Origin of the sequence: Fictibacillus nanhaiensis, from assembly GCF_049537595.1 — a bacterium.
In the GTDB taxonomy this organism is placed as follows: domain Bacteria; phylum Bacillota; class Bacilli; order Bacillales; family Fictibacillaceae; genus Fictibacillus; species Fictibacillus nanhaiensis_F.
In genome coordinates this window covers 104,241-120,180 of the sequence record NZ_JBMULM010000002.1, presented here as the reverse complement: position 1 = coordinate 120,180, position 15,940 = coordinate 104,241, and the positions used below count along the sequence as shown (strand labels likewise).

Annotated in this window: 19 protein-coding genes; 7 read left to right on the top strand and 12 right to left on the bottom strand. The window is 39.0% G+C overall.

Annotated elements, in window-relative coordinates; translation table 11 throughout:
• Positions 1-27: 27 nt before the first annotated feature.
• The 4 genes from ACOZ9X_RS11920 to ACOZ9X_RS11905 form a co-directional block, all read right to left on the bottom strand.
• Complete coding sequence (locus ACOZ9X_RS11920; protein WP_423418366.1) at positions 28-1,398, bottom strand: FAD-binding oxidoreductase; 1,371 nt, start codon at positions 1,396-1,398, stop codon at positions 28-30.
• Between the two features lie 242 nt (positions 1,399-1,640).
• Positions 1,641-2,858: an ABC transporter permease gene (locus ACOZ9X_RS11915; protein ID WP_423418365.1), complete on the bottom strand. Its 1,218-nt coding sequence runs from the start codon at positions 2,856-2,858 to the stop codon at positions 1,641-1,643.
• A complete protein-coding gene (locus ACOZ9X_RS11910) occupies positions 2,855-3,598 on the bottom strand; it encodes an ABC transporter ATP-binding protein (protein ID WP_423418364.1) in 744 nt (247 codons plus the stop codon). The genes ACOZ9X_RS11915 and ACOZ9X_RS11910 overlap by 4 nt, the downstream gene beginning before the upstream one ends.
• 63 nt (positions 3,599-3,661) lie before the next feature.
• Positions 3,662-4,198 carry a PCYCGC motif-containing (lipo)protein gene (locus ACOZ9X_RS11905; RefSeq protein ID WP_423418363.1) on the bottom strand — a complete coding sequence of 179 codons (537 nt, stop codon included), beginning with the start codon at positions 4,196-4,198 and terminating at the stop codon, positions 3,662-3,664.
• Positions 4,199-4,923: 725 nt separating this feature from the next.
• Between ACOZ9X_RS11905 and ACOZ9X_RS11900 the strand changes: the two genes are divergently transcribed.
• The 3 genes from ACOZ9X_RS11900 to ACOZ9X_RS11890 all read left to right on the top strand — a co-directional run bounded on the left by ACOZ9X_RS11900 (position 4,924) and on the right by ACOZ9X_RS11890 (position 7,363).
• The gene (locus ACOZ9X_RS11900) at positions 4,924-5,352 is read left to right on the top strand and encodes an HIT family protein (RefSeq protein WP_423418362.1); all 429 of its coding nucleotides are present in this window, start codon (positions 4,924-4,926) and stop codon (positions 5,350-5,352) included.
• Positions 5,353-5,644: 292 nt separating this feature from the next.
• Positions 5,645-6,724 (top strand): phosphoserine transaminase, encoded by a 1,080-nt coding sequence (gene serC, locus ACOZ9X_RS11895; protein WP_423418361.1) that lies wholly within the window; start codon positions 5,645-5,647, stop codon positions 6,722-6,724.
• A gap of 117 nt (positions 6,725-6,841) precedes the next feature.
• Complete coding sequence (locus ACOZ9X_RS11890) at positions 6,842-7,363, top strand: tryptophan transporter (protein WP_423418360.1); 522 nt, start codon at positions 6,842-6,844, stop codon at positions 7,361-7,363.
• A gap of 32 nt (positions 7,364-7,395) precedes the next feature.
• On the opposite strand, the gene ACOZ9X_RS11885 is transcribed toward ACOZ9X_RS11890, so the two are convergent.
• The gene (locus tag ACOZ9X_RS11885; protein ID WP_186320596.1) at positions 7,396-7,821 is read right to left on the bottom strand and encodes a YkvA family protein; all 426 of its coding nucleotides are present in this window, start codon (positions 7,819-7,821) and stop codon (positions 7,396-7,398) included.
• A 361-nt stretch (positions 7,822-8,182) separates the two neighbouring features.
• On the opposite strand from ACOZ9X_RS11885, the gene ACOZ9X_RS11880 reads away from it, so the two are divergent.
• Positions 8,183-8,464 carry a YtxH domain-containing protein gene (locus ACOZ9X_RS11880; protein ID WP_423418359.1) on the top strand — a complete coding sequence of 94 codons (282 nt, stop codon included), beginning with the start codon at positions 8,183-8,185 and terminating at the stop codon, positions 8,462-8,464.
• A gap of 211 nt (positions 8,465-8,675) precedes the next feature.
• The gene (locus tag ACOZ9X_RS11875) at positions 8,676-9,257 is read left to right on the top strand and encodes an HTH-type transcriptional regulator Hpr (RefSeq protein WP_423418358.1); all 582 of its coding nucleotides are present in this window, start codon (positions 8,676-8,678) and stop codon (positions 9,255-9,257) included.
• On the opposite strand, the gene ACOZ9X_RS11870 is transcribed toward ACOZ9X_RS11875, so the two are convergent.
• Both ACOZ9X_RS11870 and ACOZ9X_RS11865 read right to left on the bottom strand, forming a co-directional pair.
• Positions 9,248-9,589, bottom strand: coding sequence for a DUF1878 family protein (locus ACOZ9X_RS11870; RefSeq protein WP_137790539.1), 342 nt, complete (start codon positions 9,587-9,589; stop codon positions 9,248-9,250). The two genes, ACOZ9X_RS11875 and ACOZ9X_RS11870, sit on opposite strands and share 10 nt — an antisense overlap.
• Positions 9,590-9,721: 132 nt before the next feature.
• A complete protein-coding gene (locus ACOZ9X_RS11865) occupies positions 9,722-10,300 on the bottom strand; it encodes a YpmS family protein (protein WP_423418357.1) in 579 nt (192 codons plus the stop codon).
• A gap of 100 nt (positions 10,301-10,400) precedes the next feature.
• On the opposite strand from ACOZ9X_RS11865, the gene ACOZ9X_RS11860 reads away from it, so the two are divergent.
• Positions 10,401-10,580 (top strand): hypothetical protein, encoded by a 180-nt coding sequence (locus ACOZ9X_RS11860; RefSeq protein ID WP_066391378.1) that lies wholly within the window; start codon positions 10,401-10,403, stop codon positions 10,578-10,580.
• Between the two features lie 173 nt (positions 10,581-10,753).
• On the opposite strand, the gene ACOZ9X_RS11855 is transcribed toward ACOZ9X_RS11860, so the two are convergent.
• Positions 10,754-10,849: a YjcZ family sporulation protein gene (locus tag ACOZ9X_RS11855; RefSeq protein ID WP_082861266.1), complete on the bottom strand. Its 96-nt coding sequence runs from the start codon at positions 10,847-10,849 to the stop codon at positions 10,754-10,756.
• Between the two features lie 101 nt (positions 10,850-10,950).
• The gene (locus tag ACOZ9X_RS11850; RefSeq protein ID WP_416731798.1) at positions 10,951-11,043 is read right to left on the bottom strand and encodes a YjcZ family sporulation protein; all 93 of its coding nucleotides are present in this window, start codon (positions 11,041-11,043) and stop codon (positions 10,951-10,953) included.
• A gap of 232 nt (positions 11,044-11,275) precedes the next feature.
• On the opposite strand from ACOZ9X_RS11850, the gene ACOZ9X_RS11845 reads away from it, so the two are divergent.
• Entirely contained in the window at positions 11,276-12,169 is an 894-nt protein-coding gene (locus ACOZ9X_RS11845; RefSeq protein ID WP_423418356.1) for a peptidylprolyl isomerase, read from the top strand.
• 299 nt (positions 12,170-12,468) lie between these two features.
• Here the strand turns inward: ACOZ9X_RS11845 and ACOZ9X_RS11840 are convergent, their stop codons facing one another.
• The 3 genes from ACOZ9X_RS11840 to yhaM form a co-directional block, all read right to left on the bottom strand.
• Positions 12,469-12,819: a sporulation YhaL family protein gene (locus ACOZ9X_RS11840; protein WP_423418355.1), complete on the bottom strand. Its 351-nt coding sequence runs from the start codon at positions 12,817-12,819 to the stop codon at positions 12,469-12,471.
• A 61-nt stretch (positions 12,820-12,880) separates the two neighbouring features.
• Complete coding sequence (locus ACOZ9X_RS11835; protein WP_423418354.1) at positions 12,881-14,191, bottom strand: MDR family MFS transporter; 1,311 nt, start codon at positions 14,189-14,191, stop codon at positions 12,881-12,883.
• 721 nt (positions 14,192-14,912) lie between these two features.
• Positions 14,913-15,872: a 3'-5' exoribonuclease YhaM gene (gene yhaM, locus ACOZ9X_RS11830; protein ID WP_191754759.1), complete on the bottom strand. Its 960-nt coding sequence runs from the start codon at positions 15,870-15,872 to the stop codon at positions 14,913-14,915.
• Positions 15,873-15,940 lie beyond the last annotated feature (68 nt).

Genomic DNA, 15,940 nt, shown 5'->3' with positions numbered 1-15,940 from the left:
AATATTTTCGCCCTCACGTTATGAGTCCTACATGATCATATTTGCAGTCGGAATTCCAAGTGGGAACGTAAACACATTTTTGGGATCGTATTTTGTTTTCACCTTAATTAAGCGCGGAAGGTTAACAAAATAACATTGCTCTAACCAGTTCTTAATACAATTATCATGGAAATTCACATAAGCGCCATCCGCAAAAGGAAGTAAAGAATTCCTTAGACTTTCTACCCATCGTGTATTTATGTCTGCCTCAATCTCATTCTCCCATTTGGTAATGTAAAGCAAGCTGAACAATGCTTCTCTATGAACATAAGCCGTTTCAGTTGGACTTATACAAGAAGCATTTCCGGCTAGAGCTTGCAGCTGTACTTTATTCTCCATACTAGGTGAGTTTGCTAGGAATTCTTTCAGTTTTTTTATCGCACTCATCGGTAACTGTCGTTTCGCAAAGGCACCTGTATTCTTAAATGGATGTGCATCAGGATCACCATGGTTTACAGCATACTCCATCATGCCAGGCATCATTCCTCCAAATATCTTGACCGCTTCAATATAAGGTACTTTCTTAACTTCAACTTCTTTTGGTGGAAAGGCTATCAAAAGAGGCTTGAGCAGCTTTTTTAATTCTCCCGTACTGCCAAGAAATTCACCTAATGCACGCAACTCACCAATGTCTTTTGTTAAAAGATCAATAATGGCTGTCAATCTGACGTCTGTATGAGGAGCCCATTTCTGCCATGCATCCACGACTTTTTCAAACCCCTTAAATTCCCATGTAATTTTAAAGATGGCAACATCATCAACAGGAATGACTTTAAACCGAAAAGATGTAACCACACCAAAGTTCCCCCCACCACCGCCTCTTGATGCCCAAAATAAGTCCCCGTTCTCATGCTTATTTGCTATGATGATATTTCCATTCGCATCAACCATCTCCAACTCCAGAAGCTGGTCGATCAGCATTCCATAAGGTCGTGTCAACATCCCCCATCCTCCACCAAGCGTTAGACCGGAAAGTCCTACAGAAGGACACGTACCTCCTGGAATCGTGAAACCTTCCTCATACAATTTTTCGTAGAGTGGGAAAAGCAATGCCCCGGCACCAAGTACGGCCGTTTTGGTTTTGCGATCTACTTTTACTTCATTTAATTCGCTTATGTCTATCACTAAACCGCCATCTAATGAGGAATAAGCTTCATAACTATGCCTTCCTGTACGAATTCGAAACTTAACATGTTTCTTTCTTGCCCAACGGATCGCATTTGAAACGTCTTTAGTTGTTTCACAAAAATTGATAATCAACGGAAATAAGTTAAAACGAGTATTGAACTCTTCTCGTGCCAGATCATAATCAGGACTTCCTGGTGTTACGATCCTTCCTGTTAGTCCATAAGTATTCATGAGCCCCGCTCCCTTCCATAAAACTTATAGGCATAAGCTATGAAAGATGCCCAAAATCTGTTTACAAACTTGGTAGTAGTTGATTTCCGTTACAGAGCGCTTGCTTTCCGTGGGCGTGCGGTGAGCCACCTCGTCGCTTCTCGCCTAGGTGTCTCATATGTCCCGCTCATCTCCAATCAACTTTCAAAGAAGACAAGCTCTTAGAAAAATTGTTATAAAAAAACTTCCCAGCTAAGAAAGAGCTAGGAAGTCAATGTAATGTGTTTTTTTGTCATACTAGGCAGTCGTAAAATACTGTATAGAATTGCTCCCACAGGCATTAGGATCGCGATCATCCAGTCTCCTGACAGTAATCCATAGAAGAGGCCATAGAATACCCCTTGTATGATCAGCAAATATCTCAGCCAATTTTGAAAGGCTTGTACTCTTGTTTCTTGTTTGATCGGATAGATCATGAATACAACATTCCATCTATACTGGGTGTAAAGTGTGAATAATTGCAGCGCAAACATCTGAAAGAACAAGAACACGACAATCAACTGCCACCATCCTGCAGGAATTAAATAAATAAATAGAAAGCCGATTAAGATCAGTCTTACATATAAGCCTAGGTAATCGCCTGAACGGACAAATGTCTTCATGTATAGAGCAGAAAGTGCATTCTTCTTTTTAAACGAAAAACTGGCTAAGCTGTTTAACCATGGTCGCTTATGAACGGTCTGCTTTAAAGCTGGGACATCTGTAAAGTAATTGACGAATCGGTAACCTTTCATCTTTAAAGACTGTTCTTCGGCTAATAACATTTCCCACTGATAGCCATGCTGTTTCTTAAAGACACCGAAAACAAAATTCTTTAAGACATACATAATCGCAAAAATCGCGATTATGAAGATGTATGCTTCATTAAAGAGCAAATAGGCATATACAAAGTTTACAATAAACCTCATGATCTTATAGTTCGTTTGATGGCTCTTATAGGGTAATCTTCTTTCTTCCCATGATACATAAATATTAAATACTTTAGCTGCGATCAAAAAGAATCCAAACGTGACATACATCTTCCATCCATCATGGATAAAGAATTGAACGATCGGCCATAACAGCGTAAAGATAAATAGGGTTAAGAAAGCCCCAGTAGCAGTTGCAGATGAGATTGCTTTTGAGAAATATTGTTTCATTCCTGATTCTACAGGAAGTAAAAATACGAGATCCCCTTCTTTTAACAACGTACGGATCGGACTTTTGGTCAACCAGATTGAAAAGACGATCGTTAATATAAAGACGGCCGGAAAATTCTCCGGAAGTGCTTGAAGAAGCTTAGCATAATACACACTTCCGATGACAATGAGCAAAATTAAGGAAACAATTAGTCCGCTGTTTCCCATTAAACTAAAGTATTTCAGCGTCTGGGTAACATGAGCATTGCGTCGTTTTGTCCATAATTTTTTTACATCGATCATGTGACTCTCCCTCTTGCTACATAGAGATAGATCTCATCCAACGTCGCATTCTCTAGCCCACTTCTTACGCGTAGTTCCGCTAACGTTCCGCTTAATACCAGCCTTCCTTCATGCATGATTAAAAAGCGGTCGCAATATCTTTCTGCCGTAGACAAAATGTGAGTAGACATCAACACGCCAGCGCCGTTATTTCTAAACTTAACCATATATTCTAGAAACGATTGGATACCTAATGGATCAAGACCCACGAAAGGTTCATCCACGATATACAGCTTAGGTTCAACCAATAGTGCACAAAGGATCATTACTTTTTGCTTCATCCCTTTTGAGAACTGACTCGGAAACCACTTGATCTTATTATCCATTCGAAACTCTTCAAGTAATGGGCGTACACGGGTTAAAAAGGTTTGTTCTTCTAGTCCATATGCCATTGCTGTTAGCTCTAGATGTTCCCATAACGTTAATTCTTCATAGAGAATCGGCATCTCAGGTATGTAAGTAAATTGACTTCGATAAATTTCTGGTTCTTCCCTGAACGTCTGTCCATCGATTTTAGAAGTGCCTGACATGGGTTCCATGAGACCTAATACATGCTTGATGGTTGTACTTTTACCGGCTCCATTCAAGCCGATCAAACCTACTATCTCATTTTCTTTCACCGTGAAATCTAAGTGATGAATAACAGGCTGATTAGGAAGATAACCTCCTGTTAGATCTGTAACTTCAAGGATTGGTTTCATATAGTACCTCCTTCTGCAATCCAGCATTTTCATTATTGTTTGCCATTTTTCTTGTTTTACACCTTATGAGGCAGGCACCGGTGTCGGAGTTGGCTTTGCATATCCTTCTTTATATTTTTCATCGATCATCCTTCTGATCTCAACAGGCTTTTTTCCATCAGCAGAAGCACTCATGCTGATCGCAGCGATCTCTAAACAAGTCCCGCACTTTGTGCCATGATCATCCCATACAATTTTTCCATCTTCTTTATTTTCTGAGATAAAGCAATCATAATTGTCTTTATGACCTGCAGAATCACCACAGCCACAATAACAAGGCATTGATTCAAGCAGTTCCTTATATTTAGGAACTTCCGCATAAATGGCCGCAATCTCATCAGGTTGTTTATCCAAGAAACCTGGCAATTCTTCCATTGATGCAGTAAGTTCTTGGATATCACCGTTCGGCAAATGATTCTCATGTCCTTCATGAGACGTTTCTTGTTTAGCGCTTGACTCCTCTTGATGGTTTTTATGCTCATCTTCTGATTTATTCCCGCACCCTGAGACGAGGAAACTAACACCGAGTGTCATTGTAAAAATTAGTTGTCTTTTTTTCACGGAGAGCCCTCCTTTTTGTCATTCTTTCCTTATAATAGCTCAATTTACGTTTCCTTTACCAATTTTATATGTATAACTTGTAAGACTTCCTGGACAAGATATAAGAGAAGAAGGTATCCCCCCTTCTTCAAGGAGAAAGATGCAAGGTATTAGATTTTTTCAGATATGCTTTTCTTTAAGGAGATGGTTCTCTTGGACTATTTAGTGCTTGAGCAATTACAGATTCTTATAATCGAGGTGCATGGCTAAAAAATCGTATTGTTTTGTTTTCGTGTTCTCCTTTCTTCTCTAACCTCTATAAGATGAAGGGTTCTATTTTAGAATAGGACCCTTCTTCTTTTTTACCTACTTTCGGAAGTGTTGATTTCCGTTACAGGCTGCTCGCTTTCCACGGGGCAGACGCTGAGCCACATTCGTACGTTTCACTCTTAAGTGTCTCAGCTGCCTAGTTTTCACTTTTTGAACTGCCCGCCTTTATGCTCCTTGCTCCTGCGTCTACAAGTTAATGCTAGCGGAGTAAGCTTCCTCGTCGCATGCCTTGCGAGATGCATTTCAGGTGGTAGGCACGCACCTTCCACTCCAATCAACCTTTCAATGAAGAAAATAATAAAACATTCAAAAGAAACATCTTGTAGAAAAGAGCCTTTTAATAAGATAAAAAGAATACCTTATTTTTTAGGTTGATCATGTATGATATGATAAGTAAAAAAAATGAGGTGAGCCACTTGTCCCACGATTCAAACTGCATTTTTTGTAAAATTGTTGCGGGAGAAATTCCATCCTACAAAGTGTACGAAGACGAAAACGTTCTAGCCTTCTTAGACATCAGTCAGGTAACAAAAGGACATACGCTGATCATTCCTAAAGAGCACTCCACAGATATTTTTGAACTGCCTGCAGAAACAGCAGCCAAGCTTTATTCTGTCGTGCCTAAAATTGCCTCTGGAATTAAACAAACGTTTAACCCGATCGGTCTGAACATCTTAAACAACAACGGTGAAGCAGCTGGACAATCTGTTTTTCATTATCATATGCACTTCATTCCACGTTACGGACAAGGTGACGGATTTGGAGCAGTCTGGAAAACACAGGATACCCCTGCAGACAAAATGACTGAGATCGCTCAAAATATTAAAGAAAACGTTAAAAACTAACGTTACATATTAAAACTGCCTTTTTTAAAACTGGGCAGTTTTTTCATATTCATTTTCATTTCAAACTCATTTCTAAAAGATTGTTGTTATTAGACATCACTGAAAAGTTGATTGGAGTGTAAGGTGTGAGACTCCTGCGGGACGAGCGGTCAGGTGAGACCCTTAAAGGCGCAAAGCGGCAAGGGGCTCACCGGTCGCCCCGCGGAAAGCGAAGCACCTGTAACGGAAATCAACAACTTTCAATTGCTCTAGGAACTTACTAAAACAGCGTAATTTTATAAGGAGGAGAACGATGACACGCATCTATTTTCAAGCCGGACCCACAACATTGCCTAAAGAGGTCATGCAGCAAGCAAAAGAAGAGTGGGATGACTTCTTAGGTACTGGGTTAAATATTATGGAGCATAGCCACAGGGGTTCAGAATATGAAGGCATCCATAACCAAGCGAAAACACGCATGAAACGTTTGCTCAATATACCAGATACACATGAAGTATTGTTCTTACAAGGCGGAGCAAGTCTACAGTTTGCTATGATTCCGATGAATTTTATTCAAGGTGGAAAGACTGCAAAATATGTACTCACTGGGGCATGGTCTGAAAAAGCTTATAAAGAAGCTCAGAAAATCGGATCGTGTGAGGCCGTCATTACAGGTAAGGACTCTGACTATCGCACCCTTCCAGAGATGAATTATGTATCTAGCGAAAATGACGCCTATCTTCATATTACTTCTAATAACACGATCTATGGCACACAATGGTCAGACCTACATGCCTTCACACATCCAAATCTTGTAGCGGACATGTCGAGTGATATTATGAGTAGACCCCTATCTGTTGCAGATTATGGATTAATCTATGCCGGTGCTCAAAAAAACCTTGGACCTTCGGGAGTAACCGCCGTTATCATACGGAAAGATCTGCTACAGGAAAATGTATCTGTTCCTTCCATCTTGTCGTATTCGGTTCATGCAAAAAATAATTCTCTTTACAACACGCCTCCTGTTTACTCCATCTACTTGCTTAACCTTGTACTAGGTTGGGTAGAAAAGTGTGGTGGTGTCATTGAAATGGAAAAGAGAAATTATAATAAAGCTGGAGTCATCTACGACACGATCGATAGAAGTAATGGGTTCTATAACGGGTATGCTACACCTGAATCACGGTCGAACATGAATGTTACATTCACTCTTTTGAATGATGAACTGGAAAAGCAGTTTATTAAAGAGAGTGAAGAAAACGGAATATATGGGTTAAAAGGACACCGATCGGTCGGGGGTTTCAGAGCTTCTATCTATAATGCTGTACCTCAAGAATCATGTGATAGCCTTGCACAGTTCATGAAACATTTTCAGGAAAAATACGGAAAGTAGTTCACATACCTTTTCAGTTGTGCGTACATCTGTTAACATAAAGGTACTTTCGCATTAGGCCAAGAGGGCACTATTGGAAAGAAATTAGGCTAAGAGTAGCTGAGGAGAGATGAGAAAATGAATACGAATACTAAATCATTAGCTTTAACATCTGTACTTATTGCATTAGGGTATGTGTTTCACACTGTTGTACCCCCATTATTTTTTGGAATGAAACCTGACTTATTACTCGTGATGATGTTTTTAGCCATTATGCTATCACCTACCAAACAAAACGTGATCATTGCAAGTATGGCAGCTGGAGTCATTTCAGCACTTACAACTGGTATGGCTGGCGGACAGATTGCCAATATTGTTGAAAAACCTATAACAGCTTTTATCTTTTTGGCGTTGTTCTTACTTGTTAAAAAAGTAAAAGTAAATGCGATAAGCGCTGTTCTTTTAACAGTGGTCGGAACGATTATCAGCGGTACATTATTTCTCATGGTCGCCATGCTCGTAGCGGGATTACCTGGTACATTACTTAGCTTCATTGGAATGATCGTTGTTCCAACAAGTGTCGTTAGCGGCTTGATCATGTTCTTTATCTACCCCATCGCAGAACGACTATCTAAACGCTCAAACTTAACTGCTAATTAAATAATGATAATGTCAAAATAAAAAGCCAGCTCCTATGGAGTTGGCTTTATGTATTTATCCTCTTCTTCTTTTTCCTCTTCCCATGTCTGAAAAGCTGCTATCTCAGTTGATAACGTTGAAAAAATAAAAGCAAGGACTGTTGCATCATCCAATAGCCCTGCTCCGATCAGAAAATCAGGCACTGCATCAATTGGACTAACAAAATACAGAAGTCCTGCGACCACTAATAGTAAAGATTTTTTGGAGACATCACGATAGTCGCCTCTTTTATATGACTTTACCATTCGAACTAACGCTTTTACTTGAGAGCCAAGGTTACTTAAACCTTGTTTATCTGGTTGCGAACTTTTTTTCTCAGCTTCTGTAACGAGCTCACCCGTTTGAGTGGAACTTTCGAGCACAGCATTCGCTTTTTCCTTCATTTTATTAAAGTAGTTGCCGATTGTGTTTTGTTTCAACCCATATCCCTCCATTCTTTTAATTATGTATACCCTCTTTTAAACCTCTTCGTCAATTATGAAACTTTTTTTCCTTGTCATTTATTTTATATTATCTTTCTCCAAAGTCAGTCAAATATCTTCTGTTTTAGACAAGTATGACATTTTTTAAAACAACGTACAGCGCCACTTTTTCCTTCTAACTTTCCTACTGTATCAACGGTTTTCAAATTTCGACCATTCTATAAAAGCTTGATCTTGCATGTCCAAACATGACGAAATCTATCGGGAAATATTTTTATATTCGTCATTATTTTTCATAGGAATATAAGAGAAATTCACGAATTCATTAGATAATAAAAGAATGAGGAGGAATTATAAGATGTCTAAACAAAAATCCATGGTAGTAGGTTTCGCATTAGGAACGGTGGTTACTGCAGCAGCTACTCTGCTTTCTACACCAAAAGCAGGTAAAGAAGTAAGACAAGATCTTAAAGTGAATATGGATAAGATGAAATCGACGTTCTCCAGCATCAAGCGTGACGGCATTCAGCTTAGAGCAAAGATCAGATTTGCTAATAAAGAAAAAGAAGAGGCTCTACAAGAAACAGCTGCCTCTACAATTGAAGAAGCTCCTGAAGAAATGAAGCAAGAAATTAAATAATCCCAAAAAAATTCTCCCTTTTTGGAGAATTTTTTTTATCTATACTTCCGAACGAGTAAGAACACTTAGATCAACCCATATCAGCTAAAAGTTATATAACTATTTTACTAAAAAATAAGGAAAAATTGAAAAATTTTACTTTCTTATTATAGGAAATACTGGCATAATGAGGAATAGGATGTGTTTTATAAGATGGAGGGGCATTTTAAAAATGAACAAAGATCAATTATATAGTTTTCAAGAAGCCATGATCTATAGTCACAAACTTTCACAGATTAGTAAAGCTTTATGGAAAAGTGTAGAAAAAGACTGGCAAAATTGGATTAAGGATTATGGTTTAAACATCAATGAACACCATATTCTATGGATTGCTCATCATCTTGAGGGTGCATCAATCTCTGATATTGCAAAGTTTGGCGTTATGCACGTATCCACGGCTTTTAACTTTTCAAAAAAGCTTGAAGAACAAGGCTATCTAACATTTTCTAAAAAAGAAGATGATAAGCGAAATACATATATTTGTCTAACACCTAAAGGTGAAGAGCTTTTACTTCAAACATTGAACACGTACGATCCTTCAAAGTTTGGTGTTTTCAGTGCTTCTATGCCGATTAAAGAGTTGTTTGGAAGATTCCCTGAGTTTCCTGAATTGATGTCAATCATCCGCAATCTTTATGGTGATGATTTTATGTCAATCTTCAACAAACTCGAAGAAAAGATCGAAGCATCATTAGATGATCAGCCTGCATCATCTGTGATAGCAGCTGAAGAAATTGCCTCTTCTCATTCGTAACGTACAGATAACTCATAAAGCTTCTCCATCAAAGAAATATACTTTTCTTGTTGAAGCAAAGCAGTAATCGTTTCTCTTGGGGAAAGCTTTGGCGTTAACATGCCTGCAAAATGCAACAATAGCGGTGTGTAATGTACAAAGCCTTCTTCACTCTGCATTTCATATTTTCGTTGAAGCTCATCGCAAAGAAGGAAGACCTTATTCACTTCCTGCTCGGTGAGCTTTTTTTCCATGACTAGTCTAAAAAACGGATACGCTGTAAGATCGACACTCTCAATCGTTAGCTGATTATAAAATTCTAGTCGTTCAAGTCGTTCTTCCACCGTCTCCATACAAAACCCTGCTTTCTAGTCATTGTCTGTCTATAATAATTATAATCCAACTTTCTCCATTTGGGTATGAATAATTGAGGAAGAATAAATAAAGCGCTCCTTCCCCAACGTGCTCGGGTAGAAGCGCTTTTTCTAGTTTTTCGTATAGACCCCCAATTTAATAGAGTTCTTCTTTAAATCAAATTCTTCCGCTTTGACCGCATAGCCTTTCTTTGTTGGCATTTCGGTCACTCTCATCAAAATGCTCTCATCTTTCGGATAGACATCTACCCATTCAGGAAACTGAACGGTCTTTTTGATCAGTGTAAACACCTCGTCACCGGGTAGTGGGAAACGCCCTACTTGCATATCCTTTTCCTTCAATAACAGATCTCCGTTTTCAAGAACCTCAGGATCAAATGTAACTTGGTAAGGAAGCTCTTGATCAAACGCGATGAATGATCCGTTTAGCACGGCTTCATCATTTCTTAAATTTACGTATACGTTCACATCTGGTGCTTTTTTGCGGAGCTCTTTATTTAACAGATCTTCCACCTGTTCTTTTTCTGTATGTATGCTTAAGAGCTTTTGATTGTCTCGAATATCTGTATCTAGTGAACTCCGATCTAAACGGCCACCAGCAGGATCACTAAAAAGCATAACGGCTATGGCGATCGGAACGATTAAAAATAGAAGCAATAGTGTAAAAAATGCCGTTTTCCATTTATTCATTGTTTTCTCTCCCTCTCTCATCTCTTAGAAGTTATTTTCCTATTCATATTCCACATATTTTGGTAAAGTTAAACAAGTAGTTCATGTTGGAGGTTTTCATATGGCAGGCTATATCTTCGTTTTTTTGGCACCAATCTTTTTATTCGTATTTAACTCACTCACTCACAAGTTATGTGACAAAAAGAACTTGTCCTCAAAACAGCAAGACTCTGTTTATCGTACGATTAACGTTTCTATTACCATTCTGCTCATTTCATCCTATGTTTCAAACGTTCTATAGAAAATATAAAAAGGGGGAACCTAAATTGCATTCCCCCTTGAGTAACCGTACCATACACATGCTGCACCTTTTGATCAAGAGTAGTAAAACACACATTAACGAAACTGCTTATAAACGTCAAGCCTGATCAGTCCCCCTTCTTAAGAAAAGGTCCTGCTTAGCCATCATTTATTTTAGCAGAAACATGCAGCACCTACGATAATCAAAAGAATAAACAACACAACAATCAATGCGAAGCCTTTTCCATGCCCGTATCCACCGTAACCCATGAAAGCCACCTCCTTTGATATTCTGTACACTATCCTATGCATGACCCGTTATTCACGCATAGGCATTCGCCCTTTAAATTAATTTAAATTTTTATTCACCATCAATAGCAGTAACAAGCTCCAATAATGATGAGAAGGATAAAAAGAACTAAGATTAGTGCTATTCCTCCCCCATGACCGTAACCATAACCCATCATCATACCTCCCTTTTCTTTCTCCATATCATATAGTGATACGCCCTATTGTGATTAGACGAATGACCCGGTTTTTAAAATTTTTTTATTAAAATCGTGTAGAATACCCGATAATACTTGATTTATAATGTGTAAATTTTCTCATATTTCATTTATTGAATAGGAATACCCATAACGTTTATGCTATAGTAAGAGTTGTTAAATTATTACTTCACAGTAGGAGTGTTTGAAAATGAAAAAATGGATGTTATCAATTGGACTCACAGCGGGACTCATTTCATTATCCGCTTGTAATAATGCTGGTGGTGCTGATTCAGAAGCCATCGTAGAATCTAAAGCAGGAGATATTACGAAAGAGCAATTCTACGATAAAATGAAGGAACAATACGGTGATCAAGTACTTAGTCAAATGATCGACGAAATGGTGCTTGAAGATAAATATAAAGTAACAGACAAAGAGATTGAAAAAGAAACAGATAAGATCAAAGAAGAGCTTGGTGGCGAGGATGCTTTCAAACAAGCACTTGAGCAAAACGGCTTATCTGACGAAAAACAGCTAAAAGAACGCATCAAGTCTATGCTTCTAAATGAAAAAGCAGCAACAGAAGGTGTTAAGGTTTCTGAAGCTGAAATGAAGAAAACGTTTGAAGAAAAATACAAAACAGAAGTTAAAGCGAGCCACATTCTTGTAGATGATGAGAAGACGGCTAAAGAAGTTCAAAAGAAATTGAACGAAGGCGGAGACTTTGCTAAATTAGCAGAAGAATACTCTAAAGACCCTGGTTCAAAATCAAAAGGTGGAGACCTTGGCTTCTTCGGTAAAGGTGCAATGGTTCCTGAGTTCGATAAAGTTGCTTTTACACTTGAAAAAGGAAAAACAAGTGACTTGGTTAAATCTGATTATGGTTACCACATCATTAAAGTAACGGACAAGCGTGAAAACAAGTTCGAAGACAAGAAAGAACAGATCGAGCAAGAGCTTAAGCAGCAAAAAGCGAAGCCGATTACTGAAATCTTAGAAAGCCTGAAGAAAAAAGCGGATGTTAAAGTAAAAGACAAAGAATTAAAAGAAAAGATGGAAAAGAAAGCGGAACAACCTCAAATGCCACAAATGCCTCAACAATAATGGCATGATATATGAAAACCAGACCCTTGATAGGGTCTGGTTTTTGTTTTGTACTAATGCAGAAGGCTACGGGGCATCACAGTTGGATGCAATAGCCTTCTAAAAAAGACAGAGGGATTCAAGATCACATAAAAAAAACAAATTATCACATAAAAAAGGTGGTCCATCACATAAAAAATAGACGTAATCACATAAAAAAGGCTCATCATCATATAAAATGATGAAATCAGCCGAACCTTTCTACCCCAGAAAGACAAGACAATCAAAAGACCTGCTCTTAGCAGGTCTTTTCCTTAATTCTAAAGACGATTTGAGTCATCATGATAATGATCTTCATCCCCTGCTGCTGCAACTAAATCCTCTGCATCCTCATCTTCAGCGGAAGGTTGAGCTGATTCCTGAGCCTTTGCTCTCTCGATACGTTCCATGTATACTCTGCCTTCTTCTTCAATCACTCTTTGCTCGATCTCTTTATCTTCTTGGAACAAGGTAACGATACGATAACCACTATAGATAATGCCGCAAAGCACAAAATACATCCACCATGGAGTCATAGTAAAGAAGTTGCCCACTCCAGCTGAATATTCTTTTAACACAAAGGCAGCTATGAGTATGGCACCGAAAAATAAAGCAGCGTATCCTTTCATCATTTAACTCCCCCTTATTAGACAAGCTTTTAATCCAGTCTATGAGGGAAAATAAGAAGTTATGTCATGAAAGTGCAGGTTCAGCTTTAGATTCTTTTTCCGTTTTGTTGGACTCCATTTTTTTATCAAACGCACGGAACATCAAGTAATAGAGTCCGGCACTCATCACAGCTAATACAAAAAGAAGATAGAACGTGTTTTCAAAACCAATCCACATCGTTAATGGAATAGAGATCGGTGCGATCGTACGTCCGATTGTAAAGCGCAGACCCGCTGCTGCAAAGTACTGCCCTCTCATGTTTTCCGGTGCTAGTTTAGAAATAAAGCTTTCTTGAATTCCAACTACCATCAGCTCAGCCGTTGTAAAGATGACCATAGCACCAAAAAGGATCCACATCATCGTTGTACTTCCAAACACAAGCATCGACACACCGTATAGAAGTGCAGAAAGAATAAAGACCCTGCCTTCTTTGAATCTATTCATCCACTTAGCCATCCAAACTGTACATAACGCTACCATCAATCCGTTAAGTGAGATCAGATAACCAAAAACCTTTTCACCCGTTAACGAAATGTCCCAGTTCCCAAGTGCAAAAAGCGATTGTTCTGGTACTTTTTCCGTTGTATAAACAGCTAGGAGTAGATCCATCTGCATGAAAGTCTGAGCGACAAGAATACCCGCTAAGATAAATAGCAAGAATAACTTATCACTTGCGATCACTCGATAGTCTTTCAACTGTTCGCCGATCGCCTGGAACCAATTCTTATCAGTCCCTACTTGTTCTAGTACTTCTTTCTTTACCGGAACGGTTTCACGAATATATTTCGCTAACACGACGGCTAACACAACGCTTACGAGTAAACATGCTAGCAATAATTCAAAACGGTAAGAGAAAAAGAAGATACTGCCTAATACAGGACCGAAAACTACCGATATATTGATCGATGTGTAAAACACGGCAAAAACTTCACTTCTATGCTTTTCTTCTACAACGTCTGCGATCATCGCATGACTAGCTGGCCAATATAAAGAACCAAACAACCCTAACGCTGAAAACGCAATAAACGTTAAAATTGGCGAATCCATCCACGGTGAGTTAGCAAGACAGAAAAATATAAACGTTGCTGCCTGACCCCAAGCCGAGATTACCATCATCTTCTTTCGTCCATATTTATCCGCACAATAGCCACCTACAAGGTTTGTGATGACACCGACAACTTGTGACAAAACTAATAAAATACCAGCTGTTGTTTTTCCCATTTCATCTGAAAAGTAAATCGCCATAAACGGGAAGAACATCCAAAACAATAGATTTACAAAAAACTCTCCAATTAAACGAACCTTTAGATTAGCATCCCAATCTTTCCATCTCATGCTGTCCACTTCTTCCTTTTTGTTATTTCCGACACTGTTGATTTATCTGTTCCAACTTTTGAGCAGTCACCTTCATAAGCAAGCTTGTGAATACAGCACTTTTTCCAATGAGAGCATAGAAAAAAGCCTATGAGTATACACAGTCACATGTGCATACCATAAGCTTTTCGTTAAAAAGGCTCGGGATGACACATGGAGAGATTGCTCAAAAGTAGGTAGAATCGCATAGCAAAATAAGCCTTCCCAATTGGGACTAGACGTTATTTAGCTTGCTTTCTTACCTTACCTTGAACAATGCTAACCATGAGTCATTGCCTCCTAAAATTTCGTTTCTTAACTTCCAATTCCAAATTTACCATATCTCCCATTTTTACACAATGGGTTTTTGTTATTTGGTTGGTTGCTTCGTTACTTTGAAAGTAGTTGATTTCCGCTCCAGGTAGCTCGCTTTCCACGGGGCGTGCGGTGAGCCTCCTGCCGCTTTGCGCCATTAGGAGTCTCCACCTGTCTAGTTGCAGTGGCTAGCCCCTCGGGTCAAAAGTTGAACGGTCAATAAGGCAAAGTGCGCCTTCATAGCCCATTCATCTTTTGCTGGTCGGGGCTGAACGAGCCACTTCCACTTTTCAGGCTGACCGCTCGTCCCGTAGGAGTCTCGCCACCTTACGCTTCAATCAACTTATCAATGATGTTATTTAAGTAACAATTCTTTTAAAATAAGACCTTAATTTTTCGCAAATTCCCCCTGGAACAGGGGTTTATATAACGATCGATTTTCTAGAGCGAACTGCTTATCTGTAAATTCTCCAGGCTGTACCTTTTCGAGTGCACGGTCCATCATATTCATTCTAGCATCAAAATTATCGATCATATGAAGGATTTCTGCTTCACGAATCAACGGCGCTTTAGGGCTTCCCCACTCAGGTTTACTGTGATGACTTAAAACAAGATGCTGAAGGACGGTTACTTCTTCTCCTTCGATCTCTAACTCATCTGCCGCCTTACCGATCTCGTTTACCATGATCGTAATGTGACCGAGAAGCTTTCCTTCGAGTGTATAGGACGCAGCGACTGGTCCTGACAACTCGATGACTTTTCCAAGGTCATGCAGGATGATTCCTGAATAAAGAAGATCCGTATCTAGAGATGGATAGAGTTTGCTGAATGCTTTTGCCATATCCAACATGGATACAACATGAAAAGCAAGACCTGAGACAAACTCATGGTGGTTCTTAACCGCAGCAGGGTATTCTAGAAATTCAGCTTGATGTTTCTTTAATAAGTGTCTTGTGATTCGTTGAATATTTGGATTCTTCATCTCAAATATGTATTTGGTAATCGTCTCTACCATCGCGTCTTGGGATAATGGAGCTGTTTCTAGGAAATCACTAACCTTAACACCATCTAGTTCCGTTGCAGGGCGAATGGCTTTAAGCTTCAACTGCATTTTTCCTCTGTAGTTACCCATCTCACCAGCTAATTTTACGATAGCTTGAGCCGCGTACAGCTCTTCATCTTCTGGTGAACTATCCCATAGTTTTGCTTCCACATCACCTGTTTGATCTTGAAGGATCAGCGTCAAGAATGGTTTACCATTACTTGCCGTTCCTTTTACAGATGATTTGATAAGAAAGAAACCATCTACGATCTCTCCTACCTTATAAAACGCAAGTCCTTTTTTCATCTTTCACCCCGCCTTTCTTTGCTTTAGTATAGCATATCCGTCTATTTAACTACTTGTCGTAACACTCT